Raw genomic sequence first — 18,541 nt, forward strand, 5'->3', positions numbered from 1 at the left:
GCGGACATAACTTGAAACAATTTAGACCGGGCACGCGCTGGCGGCCCGCGAATTCGCCCGCAGTATACATAACGACGAACGCGCGGGTAGCCCTGATGCATTGCACAATCACTTTTACACCAAGAAAGTCAACCCGCTCCGTGCTGTAACGTTACTGAAAGGTTAGGCTTCCATTTCTCGGGCGTTCCGCCCACTGCCTCAAGCTAATTCAATGAAAAAGAAGGACATTGAGATTTTCGATGTCATGTCGCTGCGCGGCCCGAATATGTGGACATATCGGCCCGTTCTGGAGGCATGGGTCGATATCGGGGAACTGGAGGACTTTCCCTCCAACACGATTCCGGGGTTCTACGAGCGCCTGTCGGCCTGGCTGCCGTCGCTGATCGAGCATCGCTGCAGCATCGGCGAGCGCGGCGGCTTCCTGCAGCGGCTGAAGGAAGGCACCTGGCCGGGCCATATCCTGGAACACGTGACGCTTGAGCTGCAAAACCTGGCGGGGATGCCGGGCGGCTTCGGCAAGGCGCGCGAAACGCCGGTGCGCGGCATCTACAAGGTGATCGTGCGTGCCTGGCACGAGGAAGTCACCCGCGCCGCCCTGTTCGGCGCGCGCGACCTGGTCATGGCCGCGATCGAGGACCGCCCCTACGACGTCGCGGCCACGGTGGAGCATCTGCGCCGCCTGGTCGACAAGCATTGCCTGGGCCCCAGCACCGCCTGCATCGTCGATGCCGCAGACGACCGCGACATCCCGGCGATCCGCCTGTCGGACGGCAACCTGGTGCAGCTGGGCTACGGCGCGCGCCAGCGCCGCATCTGGACCGCCGAGACCGACCGCACCAGCGCCATCGCCGAAAGCATCTCGCGCGACAAGGACCTGACCAAGAGCCTGCTGGAATCCTGCGGCGTGCCGGTGCCGGAGGGCCGCCTGGTCGAATCGCCGGAAGACGCCTGGGACGCCGCCGAGGACATCGGCGTGCCGGTGGTGGTGAAGCCCTATGACGGCAACCATGGCCGCGGCGTGTTCACCAACCTGATGACCCGCGAGGAAGTGGAAACCGCCTATGGCGTGGCCATCGACGAAGGCAGCGGGGTCATCGTCGAGCGCTTCATCCCGGGCAACGAGCACCGCCTGCTGGTGGTGGGCGGCCGCCTGGTGGCCGCTGCCATGGGCGAGACCGCCAGCGTGGTCGGCGACGGCAAGTCCACCATCGACGAGCTGATAGAGCTGCAGATCAATTCCGATCCGCGCCGCGGCAGCACCGAGGACCACCCGCTCAACCGCGTGCGCCTCGACTCCGCCGCGCGGCTGGAGCTGAAGCGCCAGGGCATGGACGGCAGTTCGGTGCCGCCGGAAGGCCGCACCGTGCTGATCCAGCGCAATGGCAACGTCGCCTTCGACGTCACCGACCGCGTGCACCCCAGCGTGGCCGCGCATGCCGCGCTGGCCGCGCGCGTGGTGGGGCTGGACATTGCCGGCGTGGACCTGGTGGCCGAGGACATCTCGCGCCCGCTGCATGAACAGCGCGGCGCCATCGTCGAAGTCAACGCCGGCCCCGGCCTGCTGATGCATATCAAGCCCGCCGAGGGCACGCCGCGCCCGGTGGGCCGCGCCATCGTCAACCACCTGTTCCCCGAGTCGGAAGACGACCAGGGCCGCATCCCGGTGGTGGGCGTGACCGGCACCAACGGCAAGACCGTGGTGGCGCGGCTGGTGGCACGGCTGCTGCAACTGTCGGGCAAGCATACCGGCCTGGCCTGCAGCGACGGCCTGTTCCTGGACCGCCGCCAGGTCGAAAGCGGCGACCGCGCCAACTGGGAAGCCGGCCACCGCATCCTGATGAACCGCGCGGTCGAGGCCGCCGTGTTCGAGAACGACAGCGGCAGCATCCTGTCCGAGGGCCTGGCCTATGACCGCTGCCAGGTCGGCGTGGTCACCAATTTCGACCAGCCCGACCATCTCGGCGACTATTACGTCGAAGACGAAGACCGCATGTACAACGTGCTGCGCACGCAGGTAGACGTGGTGCTGCAGAACGGTGCCGCCGTGCTCAACGCGCGCGACGCGCGCCTGGTCGAGATGGCCGAACTGTGCGACGGCGACGTGATCTTCTTCGGCCTGACCCCGGAACTGCCTGCGATCATCTCGCACCGCGCCGCCGGCAAGCGTGCGGTGTACGTGCGCGAAGGCAAGATCGTGCTGGCCACCGGCACCAGCGAGACCGCGCTGGTCGACGTGGCCGCGGTGCCGCTGACCTACGCCGGCCGTGTCGCATTCCAGATCGAGAACGTGCTGGCCGCGGTCGCCGCCGGCTGGGCGCTGGGCATCTCCAATGACCTGATCCGCGCCGGCGTGGTGACCTTCGATGTGGGCCAGGTCGACGTGCCGGGCCGCTTCACGCTGTTCGAGCGCAACGGCGCCACGGTGGTGGTCGACGACGCCCACAACGCCCCCGCGCTGGAAGCGCTGGCGACCGCGCTGGAGCGCTTCCCGGCCGAGCGCCGCATGGTGGTCTACGGCGCCGGCGTGCAGCGCCGCGACGACGACCTGGTGCGCCAGGGCAAGGTCCTGGGCCAGCATTTCGACCGCGTGTTCCTGTGCGAGGATCGCAGCGTCAAGCGCGCCCTGCCCGACGCCGAGGCGCGCGCGCTGCTCAAGCAGGGCCTGTACGAAGGCCGGCGCGTGACCAAGATCATCGACGAAGGCACCCGCGCCAGCGCCATCGAAGCCGCCCTCGGCCAACTGGTGCCGGGCGACCTGCTGGTCCTGCAGTGCGACGAGGCCGCCACCGGCGCCACCGTCGACCTGGTGCACCACTGGATGGGCCAGCCCGCCCGCCGCGCCTGACGCCCCCAGCCCAACCGCGCATAGAAGACACGGAAACCGTTCTATGGAAGTCTCCCGAATCCGGGCCCTGCGGGGCCCGAACCTGTGGTGCCGCCACACCGCCATCGAGGCGATCGTGGCGTGCCAGGACACCGCCAACATGCTGTCGGCCCTGCCCGGCTTTGAAGACCGGCTGCGCGCCCGCTTCCCCGAGATCGGGCCGCTGCGCCCGGACGAGGAATCGGTCGAGCTGTCGCTGGCCCACGTACTGGAAGTGACGGCGCTGCGCCTGCAGGCGGCCGCCGGCTGCCCGGTCACGTTCAGCCGCACCGCGCAGACGGTCGAGCCCGGCATCTACCAGGTGATCGTGCAATACAGCGAGGAAGAAGTCGGCCGGCTCGCCTTCGAACTGGCCGAGGCGCTGTGCCAGGCCGCGCGCCACGACACCCCGTTCGACCTTGCCGACGCGCTGCACCGCCTGCGCGAGCTGGACGAGGACGTGCGCCTGGGGCCGAGCACCGGCTCGATCGTCTACGCCGCGGTCGCACGCGGGATTCCGTACCGGCGCCTGACGCAGGGCTCGATGGTGCAGTTCGGCTGGGGCAGCAAGCAGCGCCGCATCCAGGCGGCCGAGACCGACCGCACCAGCGCCGTGGCCGAGTCGATCGCGCAGGACAAGGAACTGACCAAGAGCCTGCTGCACGCCGCCGGGGTGCCGGTGCCGCTGGGCCGCTCGGTGCGCAGCGCCGACCAAGCCTGGGCCGCGGCGCAGGAGATCGACGCGCCGGTGGTGGTCAAGCCGCGCGACGGCAACCAGGGCAAGGGCGTGGCGGTGCGCATCCGCACCCGCGAGGAAGTGATGACGGCCTACGAGGTCGCCTCGGACATCAGCTCCGACGTGATCGTCGAGCGCTATATTCCGGGCCATGATTTCCGCCTGCTGGTGGTCGGCAAGCAGCTGGTCGCGGCCGCGCGCCGCGATCCGCCGCAGGTGATCGGCGACGGCGTGCACACCGTGCGCCAGCTGGTCGAGGAAGTGAACCGCGACCCGCGCCGCGGCGAAGGCCATGCCACCTCGCTGACCAAGATCCGCTTCGACGATATCGCGCTGGCCACGCTGGCCAAGCAGAACCTGACCGCCGATTCCGTGCCGGCCGCCGGTACCCGCGTGGTGCTGCGCAACAACGCCAACCTGTCCACCGGCGGCAGCGCCACCGACGTGACCGACGACGTCCACCCGGACATCGCCGCGCGCGCCGTGGCCGCGGCGCAAATGGTGGGCCTCGACATCGCCGGCGTCGACGCGGTGTGCGAGACCATGCTCAAGCCGTTCGAGGAACAGGCCGGCGGCATTGTCGAGGTCAACGCCGCGCCGGGCCTGCGCATGCACCTGCAGCCGTCGTACGGCAAGGGCCGCGCGGTCGGCGAAGCCATCGTCTCGACCATGTTTGCCGACGGCGACGATGGCCGCATCCCGGTGGTGGCGGTCTCCGGCACCAATGGCAAGACCACCACGGTCCGCCTGATCACCCACATCATGGCCAGCAGCGGCCTGCGCATGGGCATGACCGGCACCGACGGCGTCTATATCCAGGGCGAGCGCATCGACACCGGCGACTGCAGCGGCCCGCGCAGCGCGCGCAACGTGCTGCTGCACCCGGACGTGGACGCCGCCGTGTTCGAGACCGCGCGCGGCGGCCTGCTGCGCGAGGGCCTGGCCTTCGACCGCTGCGACGTGGCGGTGGTGACCAACGTCGGCGAAGGCGACCACCTGGGCCTGTCCTACATCAACTCGGTGGAAGACCTGGCGGTGCTCAAGAGCGTGATCGTGCAGAACGTCGCGCCGCACGGCATGGCCGTGCTCAACGCCGCCGATCCGATGGTGGTGCGCATGGCCGACGCCTGCCCGGGCAGCGTCACCTTCTTCGCGCACGATCCCGACCAGCCCGCCATGGCCACGCACCGCGCGCAGGGCAAGCGCGTGGTGTTCGTCGACGGCGCCGACATCGTCGCCGCCGAAGGCGATGCCGAAATGCGCATCGCGCTGGCGGAGATCCCGCTGACGCGCAACGGCACCATCGGCTTCCAGGTCGAGAACGCGATGTCGTCGATCGCCGCGGCGTGGGCGCTCGGCATCGACTGGGCGGTGATCCGCCGCGGGCTGGCGACCTTTGTCAACGATGCGCAGACCGCGCCCGGACGCTTCAATGTGTTCGACTACCGCGGCGCCACGCTGATCGCCGACTACGGCCACAACCCGGATGCGATCCTGGCGCTGTGCAACGCGATCGAATCCATCCCGGCCACGCGGCGCGTGGTGGTGATCAGCGGCGCGGGTGACCGCCGCGACGACGACATCCGCCGCCAGACCCAGATCCTGGGCGGCGTGTTCGACGAGGTCGTGCTGTACCAGGACCAGTGCCAGCGCGGCCGCGCCGACGGCGAAGTGCTGGCGCTGCTGCGCGAAGGCCTGCAGGGCGCCCAACGCGCCAGCCAGGTCGAGGAAATCCGCGGCGAGTTCCTCGCCATCGATACCGCGCTGTCGCACCTGCAGCCGGGCGACCTGTGCCTGATCCTGGTGGACCAGGTGGAAGAGGCGCTGGGGCATATCGCCGGGCGCATCGCGCAGGGCTGAACGGTCCGCTGATGCACAAAGGCCAGCTCCGTGGAGCTGGCCTTTTGCTTTGGCGCGGGTCTCAATGCCGCCCCGGCAGCGACAACCTCCGCTCCAGCCGGTGCTGCAGCCCTGACAAGCCCGTGCTCAAGATCCAATAGATCGCCGCCACCGCCAGATACAGCGGCAAAGGCTGGTAGGTGGCGGCAATCACCTCCTGCGCGGTGCGCAGCAGCTCGGTGACGGTAATGACCGATACCAGCGACGTATCCTTGATCAGGCTGATCAGGCTGTTCGACAGGCTTGGCACCGCCAGCCGCAGCGCCTGCGGGCCCACCACGTAGCGCAGCGCCTGCGCCGGCGTCAGGCCCAGGCTGTAGGCCGCCAGCCACTGCCCGCGGGCCACGCCCAGGATGGCGCCGCGCATGCTCTCAGACAAATAGGCGCCGACGTTCAGGCTGAGCGTCAGCACGCCCGCGGGGGTCGGCTCCAGCGCGATGCCGATGCCGGGCAGCCCGTAATAGACCACGAAGATCTGCACCAGCAGCGGCGTGCCGCGCATGATGCTGACATAGCCCCGCGCCACCCCCTTGAGCGCACGGCTATGGCTGATGCCCATCAGCGCCACCACCGTGCCCAGCATCAGCCCGAACACCATCGACCACAACGCGAACTTGATGGTCAGCAGCGTGCCCTGCAGCAACACGGGCAGGGAGTCGATGACGAGCTGGAGAGCGGGCATGGCGTGGCGGCGCGAAAAGGATCAGCAATAAAGGGCACAAAGCAAAGCGGCGCGGCAGCCATGCAGGCCGCCGCGCCGCGACATGATAACGCCCTGCCGGTCGGCTTACTTGATCGGCTTGCCGGCGGGCTTGGTCACATCGGTGCCGAACCACTTCACCGACAGCTTGCCGAGCGTGCCGTCCTTGGCCAGTTCATCCAGCGCGTGGTTGATCGCCTGCGCAAACTTGGGGTTGTCCTTGCGGAACGGGATCGCCACCTGCGTGGTGGCACCCGCCACGATCGCGCCAGGGCGCAGCGGCAGGTTTGCGGTCTTGACCAGGTACGCGACCATCAGCCGGTCGTTCAGCGCGGCGTCGACGCGCTGTGCCGCCAGGTCGCGCAGGTACTCGGGCGCGCCGGGATAGGTCTTGACGTCGATGCCGGCCACGGACTTGGCCAGGTCGTTGTAGTTGCTGCCCAGGCTGACGCCGAGCTTGTGGCCTTTCAGGTCTTCCAGCGACTTGAACTGGCGCTTGTCATCCTTGCGCTGGATCAGCTGCGCATCCGAGTAGACGTAGGGCGTGGAAAAATCCAGCACCTGCTGGCGCTGCGGCGTGACGTTGACCTGGTTGACGATGACATCGAACTTGCCCGCCTGCAGGCCGGCGATGATGCCGCTCCATTCGGTGGTGACGAACTCCGACTTGACGCCGAGCTTGCCCGCCACCGCCCGCGCCACGTCGACGTCGAAGCCTTCCAGCTCGTTCTTTGCGCCACGGAAGCCGAACGGGGGATAGGTGCCCTCCAGCCCGATCTTCAGCACACCGGCCTGCTTGACGGTGTCGAGCAGGTCGGCGGCATGGGCCGCGGTGGCCGCCAGGCCGGCGCCGGCCACCAGGGAAGCGGCCAGCAGGGATTTGAACCAGCCAGTACGAAGCGATCGCATATGTTCTCCAGTCGATGCGGATAAGCAGTGTGGGGCAGCGCCGGCCGGCCTCTTTTGGAGCGCCGCCGGCTGTTGTGCTGCTATGAGCCTATATCGGGCTCAACACTACCGCAAACACTATCGAATGCTAAATATCGATTCATCATGGCTAAATAACCGCGGGGCCCGGTTCCACCCCCGCGGCCCGCCCCGCCCTACTGGTAGGCCTTGTCGTTGGGCGCCGCGAACAGCGCCTTCATGTCGGCCGACAGCGGGTAATTCATATTGATGCCGCGCGGCGGGATCGGCGCCATGAACCACTTGTTGTACAGCTTCTCGGCGCGGCCGCTGGTCTGCAGGTCGGCGATCACGCCATCGGCCAGCTTCTTGAACGAGGGATCGTCCTTGCGGAACATGCAGGCGTAGTTCTCGGTCTGCAGCGGCGCGCCCACCACCACCCAGTCGGCGGCGTTCTTGGCCTTGGTGCGCTCCCCGTAGAGCAGCGGCTCATCCATCACGAAGGCCGCGGCACGGCCGGTTTCCAGGATCAGGAAGGACTGGCCGTGGTCCTTGGTGCTGATCAGGTTCATGTTCATGGCCTTCTCGCCGTTCATCTTGACCAGCAGGCGCTCGCCGGTGGTGCCGGCGGTGGTGACCACGTTGCGGTCCTTCAGGTCGGCAAACTCCTTCACGCCCGAATCCTTCTTGGTCAGCATCTTGATGCCGTAGACGAACAGGCTGTTGGAGAACGCCACCTGCTTCTGCCGCTCGAGGTTGTTGGTGGTGCTGCCGCATTCGATGTCGATGGTGCCGTTCTGCACCAGCGGGATCCGGTTCTGCGAGGTGATCGGCGTCAGGCGCACCTGCAGGTTGGGCATCTTCAGCTCGCTCTTTACCTTGTCGACGATCTGCAGCAGGATCTCGTGCGAGTAGCCCATGACCTCCTTGCCGTCGGTGTACGAGAACGGGATCGACGATTCGCGGTAGCCAAGCGAGATCACCCCGCTGTCCTTGATCTTCTTCAGCGTGTCGCCGTCGGCGGCATGGGCGGCGCCGGCGGCCAGCAGCAGCGCGGCTGCCGCAAGCGCGCGGCGGGTGGCGGATCGGTGGGGGTGCAGCGTTTGCATGTGGCGCTCCTTGTAGTGGGGCTTGGTCATCGAGGCATGCTTCATGGACAGCTTCAGGTACTGCAGACTTACCGGTACGGCAACAACCCATGCTCGGCCGCAGCGCTAGGCGCGGGCGGCGTCGAAATCTTCTGCGTCGATGGCGGGACGGCGCCCCGCCAGGCGGTCGGCCAGCAGGCCGGCACTGCCCATCGCCAGCGTAAAACCCAGCGCGCCGTGGCCCAGGTTGAGCCACAGCCCCGACACCCGCGACGGCCCCACCAGCGGCAGGCCGTCCGGTGTGGCCGGTCGCAGCCCGGCCCACGGCTGCAGCTGCGCCAGCGGCTGGTCCGGCACGATGCCGGGAAACAGCGCGCGGGTCTGCGCCACCAGCGTGCCGACCCGTTCCGGGTCGATGCGAGTGCCGCCGCGCACCAGGTCGGCCATGCCCGCCACCCGCAGTGTATTGCCGATCCGGGCATAAACGATCTTGTTGGCAAAATCCGTCACGCTGACATGCGGCGCGGGCGCACCGCCGGCCAGCGGCACCGTGATGCTGTAGCCTTTGAGCGGCCACAGCATCGGCCGTACCCCGAGCGGACGCAGCAGCGGCACGCTGCCGATGCCGCCCGACATGATCACCACGTCGGCGGGCACGACCCCGGTCGGCGTGCGCACCCCGGTGACGCGGCCGCCCTGCTGCACCAGCCCTTGCACCACGGTGCCAAAGCGCAGCGACACGCCCGCGTACGCGCCATCTTGCAGCAAGCGTGCCAGCGACAGGCAGAAGCGATGGCAGTCGCCCACCTCCTCGCTCGGGGTATGGATGGCGCCGGCGATGTCGTCGCGGATGCCGGCCAGCGCGGGCTCCAGCGCCACGCAGGCAGTACGGTCCAGCGCCTGCTGTTCGCAGCCCAGGCTGGCCTGGTAGTCCAGCAGCCGGCAGGCCGAATCGAACGCCGCCGCGTCGCGGTGCACCACCAGCTTGCCGCGCCGCGCAAAATTGAAACCGGCGCCGCCGTCGTCATGCTGGTGCCGGGCCACGAAGGCCTGCATCAGGTCGCGCGAATAGAAGCCCAGCCGCAGCAGCTTGCGCGTGGTCGCCTCGCTGGTGGCGGTGTTGCAGGCGGACATGAAGGCAGCCAGCCAGCGCCATTGCGCCGGGTCTGCCGCCGGGCGAAAGCGCATGGGCGAATCGCGCCGCAGCAGCCAGCCCGGCACCTTGGCCATTACGCCCGGCCCCGCCAGCGGCGCCACGTAGCTGTAGCTGAGCTGCCCGCCATTGGCAAAGCTGGTTTCCTCGCCGGGGCCGTCGTGGCGCTCCAGTACCGTCACCTGGTGGCCTTCCTCGGCCAGGCGCCATGCCGTCGTCATCCCCACCACGCCCGCGCCCACGATCACCACCTGCATTGCCTTTCCCTTGCTTGCGTCCATCAGGCAGAGCGTAGTGCAAGCGCGCCGGCTTGCCCAATGCGAATACGTGCCAGAATATGTCTTCAGGCTATGGCTGCCCCCCGCAGCCTTGCGCCCCCTCTCCACTACCCCGCGATGCCATGCGCCTGCGCCAGATCGAAGTGTTCCGCGCCGTGATGCTGACCGGCACCGTCAGCGAGGCCGCGCGCCTGCTGCACGTATCGCAGCCGGTGGTCACGCGCGTGCTGCAGCATGCCGAGGCCTCGCTCGGCTTCCGCCTGTTCGAGCGCGTGCGCGGACGGCTGCAGGCCACGCCCGAGGCCAACGCGCTGTATGGGGATGTCGAAAGGCTATATGGCGAGATCGAACGCGTGCGCCGGGTCTCGGAAAGCCTGCGCCACAAGGGCGCGGGCCGGCTGCGCGTGGCCGCCACGCCGAGCCTGGCCAACCCGCTGCTGGTGCCGGCGGTGCGCAGCTTCTGCGCGCGCCACCCCGACACCCAGGTGCAGGTGCTGACGCACCATACCGACGAGATCGTCGGCGCGCTGCTGGCCAACCAGATCGACCTGGGCTTTGCCTTCGCCCCGCCCCGCCACGAGGCCATCTCGAGCGAGCCGGTGGCGAGCGGCCGCATGCTGCTGGCGGTGCCACGCGCGCAGCCGCTGCCCGCGGGCGGGCGCCGCCGCGTGGTGCCGATGCAGCGGCTGATGGAGCGCCCCTTTATCGGCTATGACGACAACAGTTCGCTCGGCCTGCTGGTGCGCCAGACCCTGGCACGGCACGCGCTGGAGCCGCGCTCGACGCTGGAGGTGCAGACCTACTCGCTGGCGCTGGCGCTGGTCGACGCCGGCCTGGGCCTGACGCTGCTGGACCAGTACACCGCGCTCAGCGCCAGTCCGGAGCGCGTCGCGCTGCATGACGTGGCGCCGGTGCTGCCGTTCGAGATCCAGATGCTGCGCGCCAGCCACCGCGCCGGCTCGAGCCTGGCCGACGACCTGCGCGCGCAGTTCGCGCAGGCCGCCGCGGCGCTGGCGGCAACGCTGCCGCAACGGCTGGAAGCGCCGACGGCAAGCTTCGACGCCGCCCCCGCCAGGCGCCGCGACTGAGCGGAGCACAGATTGACAGCCGCGCGCGCCGTGCACCATCATCAAGCCGCCTGCAGGCACAACCTGCCAGCGCAATCCTGCCTATGTTCGTCCTGACCCTGATCGTGCTCGTCCTTGTCAGCGCCTTTTTCTCGATCTCCGAGATCGCGCTGACCGCTGCCCGCCGCACCAAGCTGCAAGTGCTGTCCGAGCGCGGCGACGGCCGCGCCACGCGCGTGCTGCTGCTCAAGGAAGAGCCCGGGAATTTCTTCACCATCGTGCAGATCGGCGTGAACAGCGTCGCCATCCTGGCCGGTATCCTGGGCGAAAAGCATGTGTCCGACCTGCTGCTGGACGCGCTGTCGCCCTACATGCAGGTGGTGCACGCGCAGCGCGCCGCCAATATCGGCTCGTTCCTGATCGTGACGCTGCTGTTCATCCAGTTCGCCGACCTGATCCCCAAGCGCATCGCCATGACCTTTCCCGAGGCCTGCGCGCTGGCGGTGATCGACCCGATGCTGACGCTGCTGCGCGTGCTCAGGCCGCTGGTGTGGGTCTTCAACGCCGCCGCGGATGCCATGCTGCGGCTGCTGCGGCTGCCGACCAAGCCGGTCGACCAGATCACCACCGAAGACATCGCCGCGATGGTCGATGCCGGCGCCGAGGCCGGCGTGCTGCACAAGCATGAGCTGCATCTGATCGAGAACGTGTTCGAACTCGACTTCAAGGGCATCACCGCGATCATGACGCCGCGCGACGAGGTGGTCTACCTGAGCCTGGACGAACCCGCCGACAGCGTGCGCCGCAAGCTGGTCAACCAGCCGCACGCGCAATATCCGGTGTGCGGGCACGACCTCGACGACGTGCAGGGCTATATCGATTCCAAGGACATCCTGCAGCTGCTGCTGGCCGATGAAAGCGCCGCGGTGATGGGCAACATCGGCCGCCACCACGACAAGAACGTGCTGGTGATCCCCGACACGCTGACCCTGTCCGAATCGCTGACGCGTTTCCGCGAGATGCACCAGAGCTTCGCCGTGGTCATGAACGAGTACGGGCTGGTGGTAGGCATCGTCACGCTGGACGACATCGTCGGCGCGCTGATGGGCGACATCCTCTATTCCAGCGAAGACGAGCAGATCGTGCGGCGCGACGACAGCTCGTGGCTGGTCGATGGCCTGACGCCGCTGGTCGACCTGAAGAAGGCGCTGGAGCTGGATACGCTGCCAGGCGAGGACTACGTCGATACCGCGGCCGGGCTGGTGATCTATGCGCTCAAGCGCATCCCGAAGAAGTCCGAGTCGATCACCGTGGCGGGCTATCGCTTCGAAGTGCTGGACATCGACCATCACAAGATCGACCAGCTGCTGGTGTCGCGCCTGCCGCCAGCACCCGAGGCGGAAGCGGCGGCGACGCCAGCGTAGCCGCGCCGGCCTGGCGATAGCGCTCGAGCGTGTCCGGCAGCCGGAACCACGCCACGTAGCCGAACGCCGCCACCACTGCAACCGCCGCCACTACACCGAGCCGCGACGGCGCCACCGAGCCCCGCGGCGCCGGCCCGTGCAGCGTGCGGTAGGCCGTGCCCAGCAGCGCGATCCACGCCAGCCCGAGCGCATAGCCCGCGGCCACGTCGGACAGCCAGTGCATGCCCAGGTACAGCCGCGACACGCCGATCGCCGCCACCGCCACCACGGTCAGCGCCAGCACCGGAATGCGCACGCGCCACGGCTGGCGCAGGCACATCAGGAAGGCCAGGAAGCCGTAGGTGACCATGCTGCTGGTGGCGTGGCCGCTGGGGAAGGAGTACGACTCGAGGCCGCTGTAGATGCTGGCCGGACGCACCCGCGCCATGCCGAGCTTGAGCGCCATCACGCAGGCGCGCGCGCCGAGCAGCGCGGCCGCCCAGTACAGCGCCACGATCCAGGCCCGGCGCCAGCACAGCCACGCGAACACCGCCACGCCCACCGCCACCGAAATGCGCCCGCCGCCGAGCTCGGTCACGGCCACCATTGCCAGGTCGAGCCAGTCGCTGCGCAAGGCGCGCAGGCCCGCGTACACCTGCTGGTCGAGGCGCACCACGTCCGCGTTTTCCGCAACCTCGCCGGCCAGCCAGAACAGCGCGCTGCCGCACGCCAGCAGCACGGCGCCGGCGAGCAGCACCAGCAGCAGCTCGGCCACGTCGCGCTCCAGCACGCGCAGCGTAAGCGCGTCCAGCCGCCGCGGCCGCGCCGCCACGCGCGCCGACAGTGCGCCCGCGCCCCACACGCGCCAGCGGTCCAGCCAGCGCACCACGGGCCGCAACAGCGCCACCAGCAGCGGCACCAGGCCCAGCAGCAGCAACGTCACCAGCGCGAACAGCGCAAGCAGGCCCAGCGCCGTGCCCGGCGTAAGCCAGGCCTGCACCAGGTCGCCCGCGCGCGCCGGCGCGTCAGCCACCGGGGGCCTCCGCGGTGCCGGCGCTGGCGCCGATCCTGGCGAGATTGGCACGGGCCGGGGCCTCGCAATCGGCGAACGCCGCGGTCAGGAACAGTCGCGGGCGCTGCGCCAGGTGGCCCAGGAATGCCGCGCGGCGGCGCATGAACTCGTCCCACAGCGCATCGCCCTGCAAGCCGGTGCGCGCGGCCAGCAAGGCGCGGTTCTCAGCGAAGACGTCGAGGCTGTGGGCGTCGAACGCGTCCGGCGGCGCGGCCAGCCTGAGCAGGTCGAGATCGAGCACGGTGTCCGCGCCCGCGCAGCTGGGTCGATGGTCGCGCGTATCGAGCACGATCCGCGCAGCCCGATCCAGCACCGCGAGCGCCTCACCTGGCGCAACGGATTCGATCATGGCGGCCGAGGCAGCCTCGTTGTGCTCGCAGCCCGGCACATAGACCGCGTCGTGGCACAGCACCGCCAGCGCCTGCGCCCGGTCCAGCACCACGCCGCGCGTATGGGCGGCCTCGAACATTTCCAGGATATGGCGGCGGTCGTGGTAGCGGCGGTACGGCGTGTCGTGCAGCGCCAGCACGTCGAGCACCGCCTGGCGCGGCAGGAAATCCAGGCAAGCCAGCGCCGCGGGCCAGTCGGGCGCGAAGCGCGGCACCTCGCCCTGCGGCGTCGCCACCGGCTCGCTGAACACATCGGCGCGGCGCACCCACAGCAAGGACGGATCGCGCATGGCGCGGTAGACCACCACCGGCGCCAGGTCGGCCTCGAAGCGCCCGACGCCTACCGCCGTATAGGCGCCGCCCTTGTAGTGCCGGTACGGCATGCCGTAGACCAGGCCGGCATCGGCCGGCAGTTCGGACGGATCGCCATGAAAGACCTGGGAGGCCGGAGCGGCGGCTGCTTTGTCGGGGGGCTGGGTCATGATGCGGCATCCTGCGTTGCGGATCGCCATGATAGTGCACCGGCCGGCGCGTACGGCGGCACCCTGGCGCCCCTCGCAGCCGCGGCACCAAACCGGCCGCGGAAAAAACAAAACCGACGCGCACTTTCGTGGGCGTCGGCCTGAGTTTTACTACGCTGTTGTTGCCTGCCGGTGGTCGATGCCGACAGCTTCTTGTTTTGGCGGAGAGGGTGGGATTCGAACCCACGGTACCGTCGCCGGTACGCCTGATTTCGAGTCAGGTACATTCGACCACTCTGCCACCTCTCCGGTAACTTGTTGCCGTGTGGCGAAACCGAGATTATAGCCACGCTCCGCCAGCCGATGCAAGAGGCTGGCGGCAGATTTTTTCGGCGCCTTATTGCCGCGCCTTATTGCCGCGCCTTATTGCCGCGCCTTAGAGTTCCGGCTCCAGGCGGGTGGTGCCGCCCATGTACGGCTGCAGCGCGGCCGGCACCGTGACCGAGCCGTCGGCGTTCTGGTAGTTCTCCAGGATCGCCACCAGCGTACGGCCGACGGCCAGCCCCGAGCCGTTCAGCGTGTGCACCAGTTCCGGCTTGCCCTGCCCCGTGCGCATGCGGGACTGCATCCGGCGCGCCTGGAAATCGCCCATGTTGGAGCACGAGCTGATCTCGCGGTAGGTGTTCTGCGCGGGAATCCAGACTTCCAGGTCGTAGGTCTTGGTGCTGCCGAAGCCCATGTCGCCGGTGCACAGCACGATGGTGCGGAACGGCAGCTCCAGCTTCTTCAGGATCGCCTCGGCGTGGCCGGTCAGCTGCTCCAGTGCGTCGAAGGACTGGTCGGCGGGCACCACCTGGACCAGCTCGACCTTGTCGAACTGATGCTGGCGGATCATGCCGCGGGTGTCCTTGCCGTACGAACCCGCTTCGGAGCGGAAGCACGGCGTATGCGCGACGAAGCGCAGCGGCAGCTTCTCGCTGGCGATGATGGCGTCGCGCACGATGTTGGTCAGCGGCACCTCGGCGGTGGGGATCAGGTAGAAGTTCTCGATGCGCTCGCCTTCCTCGCTACCCACCTTGCGCGGCACCTTGAACAGGTCTTCCTCGAACTTGGGCAGCTGGCCGGTGCCGCGCATCGACGCGGCGTTGACGATGTACGGCACGTACATCTCGGTGTAGCCGTGCTCCTGCGTATGGGTGTCGAGCATCAGCTGCACCAGCGCGCGGTGCAGGCGCGCCATGCCGCCGCGCAGCATCGAGAAGCGCGACCCGGTGACCTTGACCGCGGTGTCGAAGTCCAGCCCCAGCTTCTCGCCCACGTCGACGTGGTCGCGCACGGCGAAGTCGAACTGGCGCGGCTCGCCGACGCGGCGCACCTCGACGTTCTGGGTCTCGTCATTGCCCACCGGCACGCTCTCGTGCGGCAGGTTGGGAATCGACAGCATCAGCTCGCCCAGGTGCGCCTGGATCTCGTCCAGCCGCGCGGCCGAGGCCTTGAGCGTGTCGCCGATGCCGCCCACTTCCGCCATCACGGCCGAGGCATCCTCGCCCTTGCCCTTGAGCATGCCGATCTGCTTGGACAGGCTGTTGCGGCGCGCCTGCAGTTCCTCGGTCTGGGTCTGCAGTTGCTTGCGTTCGGCCTCGAGTGCCTGGAACGCCGCCACGTCGAGTTGGAAGCCGCGCGTGGCAAGGCGTTGCGCCACGGCGTCGATGTCTTTGCGGAACAGCTGGATGTCGAGCATGTTGCTAGGGTGAAGTGCAGGGCCAGCGACATGCCGGCGGACCCGCCATTTTACTGCACCCGCATGGCCCGGCACGAGCGAACTGTGCCCGACCGCCTGCCTACTCCCCGGACTTGCCGCCCTTGCCACCGTCCTTCGCCTTCGCGGCGCGCTGTTCGCGATGCCAGGCGTCGTCCAGCTCGCGCAGGTGGCGCAGCTTCTCGGCGATCTTGCCTTCCAGCCCGCGCGGCACTGGCTGGTACCAGCCCTGCGCCTTGAGGTCGTCCGGGAAGTAATGCTCGCCGGCGGCGTAAGCCTCGGGCTCGTCGTGCGCGTAGCGGTAGGCGTGGCCGTAACCCAGCTCCTTCATCAGCCGGGTCGGCGCATTGCGCAGGTGCACCGGCACCGCGCGCGACTTGTCCTTGGCAACGAAGGCGCGCGCCGCGTTGTAGGCGTTGTAGCCGGCGTTGGACTTGGGCGCGACCGCCAGGTAGATCAGCGCCTGGCCCAGCGCCAGTTCGCCCTCGGGCGAGCCCAGCCGCTCGTAGGTCTCGGCTGCGTCCAGCGTGATGCGCGCGGCGCGCGGATCGGCCAGGCCGATATCCTCCCACGCCATGCGCACGATGCGGCGCGCCAGGTAGCGCGGGTCGGCGCCGCCGTCGATCATGCGGCAGAACCAGTACAGCGCGGCGTCGGGATCCGAGCCACGCACCGACTTATGCAGCGCGCTGATCTGGTCGTAGAAGGCATCGCCGCCCTTGTCGAAGCGACGCAGGTTCTCCGACAGGGCACTGCCCAGCAGCGCGGTGTCGATCTGCGCGGCGCCGGCCGTGCGCGCGGCGCGCGCGACGATCTCGATGTTGTTCAGCAGCTTGCGCCCGTCGCCGTCGGCGGAGGCGACGATCAGCTGCAGCGCCTCATCCTGCCAGCCGATGCCGCCCAGTTCCTCGGAGGCGCGCAGCGCCAGCTGGGTCAGTTCGGCATCGTCCAGGCTCTTGAGCACGTAGACCGCCGCGCGCGACAGCAAGGCGCCGTTGACCTCGAACGACGGGTTCTCGGTGGTGGCACCGATAAACGTGAACAACCCGCTTTCCACATGCGGCAGGAACGCGTCCTGCTGGCTCTTGTTGAAGCGGTGCACCTCGTCGACGAACACCAGCGTGCGCCGGCCATGGGCGCGGAACTGCTCGGCGCGCTCGACCGCCTCGCGGATGTCCTTGACCCCCGACAGCACCGCCGACAGCGCGATGAATTCGGCGTCGAACGCGTCGGCCATCAGCCGCGCCAGCGTGGTCTTGCCCACCCCGGGCGGTCCCCACAGGATCATCGAATGCGGCTCGCCCGACTCGAACGCCACGCGCAGCGGCTTGCCCGCGCCGAGCAGGTGCTGCTGCCCGATCACCTCGTCGATGGTGCGCGGGCGCAGGCGCTCCGCCAGCGGTTGCCGGGAACGGTCGGGAGATTCGGAAAACAGCGTGTCCGCCACGGTAGTCAGGCCCTGTCAGTGCGCAAGATGCAGAACGCCACAGTGTAGACCATCGGCACCGGCGCGATTGCGCGCGCTCAGGCGGCAAACGCCACCACGTCCTCGATCTCGACGCGGATGCCGATGCGCTCGCCCACGGCGTGGTTGTGGTGCGAGGGCACCAGCGCCAGCACGCGGCCACCGCTGGCCAGGCGCAGCGTGTACAGGATCTCGGCGCCGCGGAAGGCCTTGTGCACCACCTCGGCACGCATCGGGCTGGCGTCGTCGTGGATGATGTCGTCGGGACGCACCAGCACGTCGACCGCCGCGCCGGCCGGCAGGTCCAGCGGCACGGCCGGGCGCAGCAGCCCCAGTTCCAGCTCGATCTGCGCGGTATCGCGCACGCGCCCCGCCATCAGCACGCCCTGGCCGATAAAGCCGGCGACAAAGCGCGACGCCGGACGGTGGTACAGGTCGTGCGCGCTGCCCCATTGCTCGATCACGCCGTCGTGCATCACGCCGATCTCGTCGGCCATGGCGAAGGCCTCGTGCTGGTCATGCGTGACCAGGATGGCGGTGGTGCCCTGCGCCTTCAGGATCGCGCGAACTTCCAGGCTCAGGCGTTCGCGCAGGTCGACGTCGAGGTTGGAGAACGGCTCGTCGAGCAGCAGCAGTTCCGGGCGCGGCGCCAGCGCGCGTGCCAGCGCGACGCGCTGCTGCTGGCCGCCGGACAGTTCGTGCGGGTACTGGCGGCCGGCGCCGTCCAGGCCCACCAGCCGCAACACCTCGTCCACCCGCGCCGCGCGCTCGGCCCGGCTGGCGCGGATCAGGCCGAAGCCGACGTTGGCAGCCACGTCCAGGTGCGGAAACAGCGCGTAGTCCTGGAACACCATGCCGATGCGGCGCTGCTCCGGCGCCAGCAGCGTGCCGGAAGAGGACACGGTCTGCCCGTCCAGCAAGATGCGTCCGTCCTGCAGCGGCTCGAAGCCCGCGATCGCGCGCAGCACCGTAGTCTTGCCGCAGCCGCTGGGCCCCAGCAGGCAGGCGATATGGCCGCGCGCCACCGAGAAAGACAGGCCCTTGACCACGGCATGGCGGCCGAAGGCGTGACGGATACGCTCCACCTCGATGACAGCCGGAGCGGGGACGGCCGCATCCGGAGCATCGGCACGGGTAGCCGGCCGGGTGCGGGCCTGGGTGCCGGGCAGGCGTGAATAGGAATCGGTTCGCATGTGCGCATTATAGGGACGTGCCGGCCCGTGCGGCCGGTGTCCGAGCTTCGTCCGGCGCGCCTACATCGCCGGCATTGCTAGAATGCGTCAGCCCGCACACCGCGCCGCC

Annotated in this window: 13 protein-coding genes and 1 tRNA gene; 4 read left to right on the forward strand and 10 right to left on the reverse strand. The window is 68.9% G+C overall.

The window, feature by feature from the left end; all coding sequences use genetic code 11:
- Positions 1-211 precede the first annotated feature (211 nt).
- Entirely contained in the window at positions 212-2,845 is a 2,634-nt protein-coding gene (cphA, locus tag AC3FMM_RS03630; RefSeq protein ID WP_326347353.1) for a cyanophycin synthetase, read from the forward strand.
- Positions 2,846-2,888: 43 nt separating this feature from the next.
- Positions 2,889-5,459: a cyanophycin synthetase gene (cphA, locus tag AC3FMM_RS03635; protein ID WP_115708577.1), complete on the forward strand. Its 2,571-nt coding sequence runs from the start codon at positions 2,889-2,891 to the stop codon at positions 5,457-5,459.
- Between the two features lie 61 nt (positions 5,460-5,520).
- Here cphA (AC3FMM_RS03635) and AC3FMM_RS03640 read toward each other — a convergent pair whose 3' ends face one another.
- The 4 genes from AC3FMM_RS03640 to AC3FMM_RS03655 form a co-directional block, all read right to left on the reverse strand.
- A complete protein-coding gene (locus AC3FMM_RS03640; RefSeq protein WP_115706275.1) occupies positions 5,521-6,180 on the reverse strand; it encodes an amino acid ABC transporter permease in 660 nt (219 codons plus the stop codon).
- A gap of 105 nt (positions 6,181-6,285) precedes the next feature.
- The gene (locus AC3FMM_RS03645) at positions 6,286-7,107 is read right to left on the reverse strand and encodes a transporter substrate-binding domain-containing protein (RefSeq protein ID WP_488686120.1); all 822 of its coding nucleotides are present in this window, start codon (positions 7,105-7,107) and stop codon (positions 6,286-6,288) included.
- 194 nt (positions 7,108-7,301) lie between these two features.
- Positions 7,302-8,213 carry a glutamate/aspartate ABC transporter substrate-binding protein gene (locus tag AC3FMM_RS03650; protein ID WP_115711574.1) on the reverse strand — a complete coding sequence of 304 codons (912 nt, stop codon included), beginning with the start codon at positions 8,211-8,213 and terminating at the stop codon, positions 7,302-7,304.
- A 105-nt stretch (positions 8,214-8,318) separates the two neighbouring features.
- The gene (locus AC3FMM_RS03655) at positions 8,319-9,602 is read right to left on the reverse strand and encodes a D-amino acid dehydrogenase (protein ID WP_116312269.1); all 1,284 of its coding nucleotides are present in this window, start codon (positions 9,600-9,602) and stop codon (positions 8,319-8,321) included.
- 143 nt (positions 9,603-9,745) lie between these two features.
- Between AC3FMM_RS03655 and AC3FMM_RS03660 the strand changes: the two genes are divergently transcribed.
- Together AC3FMM_RS03660 and paeA are read left to right on the forward strand one after the other, a co-directional pair.
- The gene (locus AC3FMM_RS03660) at positions 9,746-10,711 is read left to right on the forward strand and encodes a LysR family transcriptional regulator (protein WP_116378294.1); all 966 of its coding nucleotides are present in this window, start codon (positions 9,746-9,748) and stop codon (positions 10,709-10,711) included.
- Positions 10,712-10,794: 83 nt separating this feature from the next.
- The gene (paeA, locus tag AC3FMM_RS03665) at positions 10,795-12,114 is read left to right on the forward strand and encodes a polyamine export protein PaeA (RefSeq protein WP_115708567.1); all 1,320 of its coding nucleotides are present in this window, start codon (positions 10,795-10,797) and stop codon (positions 12,112-12,114) included.
- Here paeA and AC3FMM_RS03670 read toward each other — a convergent pair.
- The 6 genes from AC3FMM_RS03670 to AC3FMM_RS03695 all read right to left on the reverse strand — a co-directional run bounded on the left by AC3FMM_RS03670 (position 11,996) and on the right by AC3FMM_RS03695 (position 18,432).
- The gene (locus AC3FMM_RS03670) at positions 11,996-13,126 is read right to left on the reverse strand and encodes a phosphatase PAP2 family protein (protein WP_473703861.1); all 1,131 of its coding nucleotides are present in this window, start codon (positions 13,124-13,126) and stop codon (positions 11,996-11,998) included. The two genes, paeA and AC3FMM_RS03670, sit on opposite strands and share 119 nt — an antisense overlap.
- Positions 13,119-14,066 carry a DUF1653 domain-containing protein gene (locus AC3FMM_RS03675; RefSeq protein WP_488686121.1) on the reverse strand — a complete coding sequence of 316 codons (948 nt, stop codon included), beginning with the start codon at positions 14,064-14,066 and terminating at the stop codon, positions 13,119-13,121. Before AC3FMM_RS03675 ends, AC3FMM_RS03670 begins: the two co-directional genes overlap by 8 nt.
- Before the next feature lie 168 nt (positions 14,067-14,234).
- Positions 14,235-14,324, reverse strand: a tRNA-Ser gene (locus tag AC3FMM_RS03680).
- Between the two features lie 127 nt (positions 14,325-14,451).
- Entirely contained in the window at positions 14,452-15,756 is a 1,305-nt protein-coding gene (serS, locus tag AC3FMM_RS03685; RefSeq protein WP_326347350.1) for a serine--tRNA ligase, read from the reverse strand.
- A 100-nt stretch (positions 15,757-15,856) separates the two neighbouring features.
- Positions 15,857-17,221 carry a replication-associated recombination protein A gene (locus AC3FMM_RS03690; protein WP_326347349.1) on the reverse strand — a complete coding sequence of 455 codons (1,365 nt, stop codon included), beginning with the start codon at positions 17,219-17,221 and terminating at the stop codon, positions 15,857-15,859.
- 77 nt (positions 17,222-17,298) lie between these two features.
- On the reverse strand, positions 17,299-18,432 hold the full coding sequence (locus AC3FMM_RS03695; RefSeq protein ID WP_488686123.1) for an ABC transporter ATP-binding protein: 1,134 nt from the start codon (positions 18,430-18,432) through the stop codon (positions 17,299-17,301).
- Positions 18,433-18,541: the final 109 nt, after the last annotated feature.

The sequence above is a fragment of the Cupriavidus sp. 207A1 genome, from assembly GCF_057798955.1.

Coding starts and splice junctions, on each gene's coding strand:
- cphA (WP_326347353.1), top strand. CDS start 212: ATGAAAAAGAAGGACATTGAGATTTTCGATGTCATGTCGCTGCGCGGC.
- cphA (WP_115708577.1), top strand. CDS start 2,889: ATGGAAGTCTCCCGAATCCGGGCCCTGCGGGGCCCGAACCTGTGGTGC.
- AC3FMM_RS03640 (WP_115706275.1), bottom strand. CDS start 6,180: ATGCCCGCTCTCCAGCTCGTCATCGACTCCCTGCCCGTGTTGCTGCAG.
- AC3FMM_RS03645 (WP_488686120.1), bottom strand. CDS start 7,107: ATGCGATCGCTTCGTACTGGCTGGTTCAAATCCCTGCTGGCCGCTTCC.
- AC3FMM_RS03650 (WP_115711574.1), bottom strand. CDS start 8,213: ATGCAAACGCTGCACCCCCACCGATCCGCCACCCGCCGCGCGCTTGCG.
- AC3FMM_RS03655 (WP_116312269.1), bottom strand. CDS start 9,602: ATGCAGGTGGTGATCGTGGGCGCGGGCGTGGTGGGGATGACGACGGCA.
- AC3FMM_RS03660 (WP_116378294.1), top strand. CDS start 9,746: ATGCGCCTGCGCCAGATCGAAGTGTTCCGCGCCGTGATGCTGACCGGC.
- paeA (WP_115708567.1), top strand. CDS start 10,795: ATGTTCGTCCTGACCCTGATCGTGCTCGTCCTTGTCAGCGCCTTTTTC.
- AC3FMM_RS03675 (WP_488686121.1), bottom strand. CDS start 14,066: ATGGCGATCCGCAACGCAGGATGCCGCATCATGACCCAGCCCCCCGAC.
- serS (WP_326347350.1), bottom strand. CDS start 15,756: ATGCTCGACATCCAGCTGTTCCGCAAAGACATCGACGCCGTGGCGCAA.
- AC3FMM_RS03695 (WP_488686123.1), bottom strand. CDS start 18,432: ATGCGAACCGATTCCTATTCACGCCTGCCCGGCACCCAGGCCCGCACC.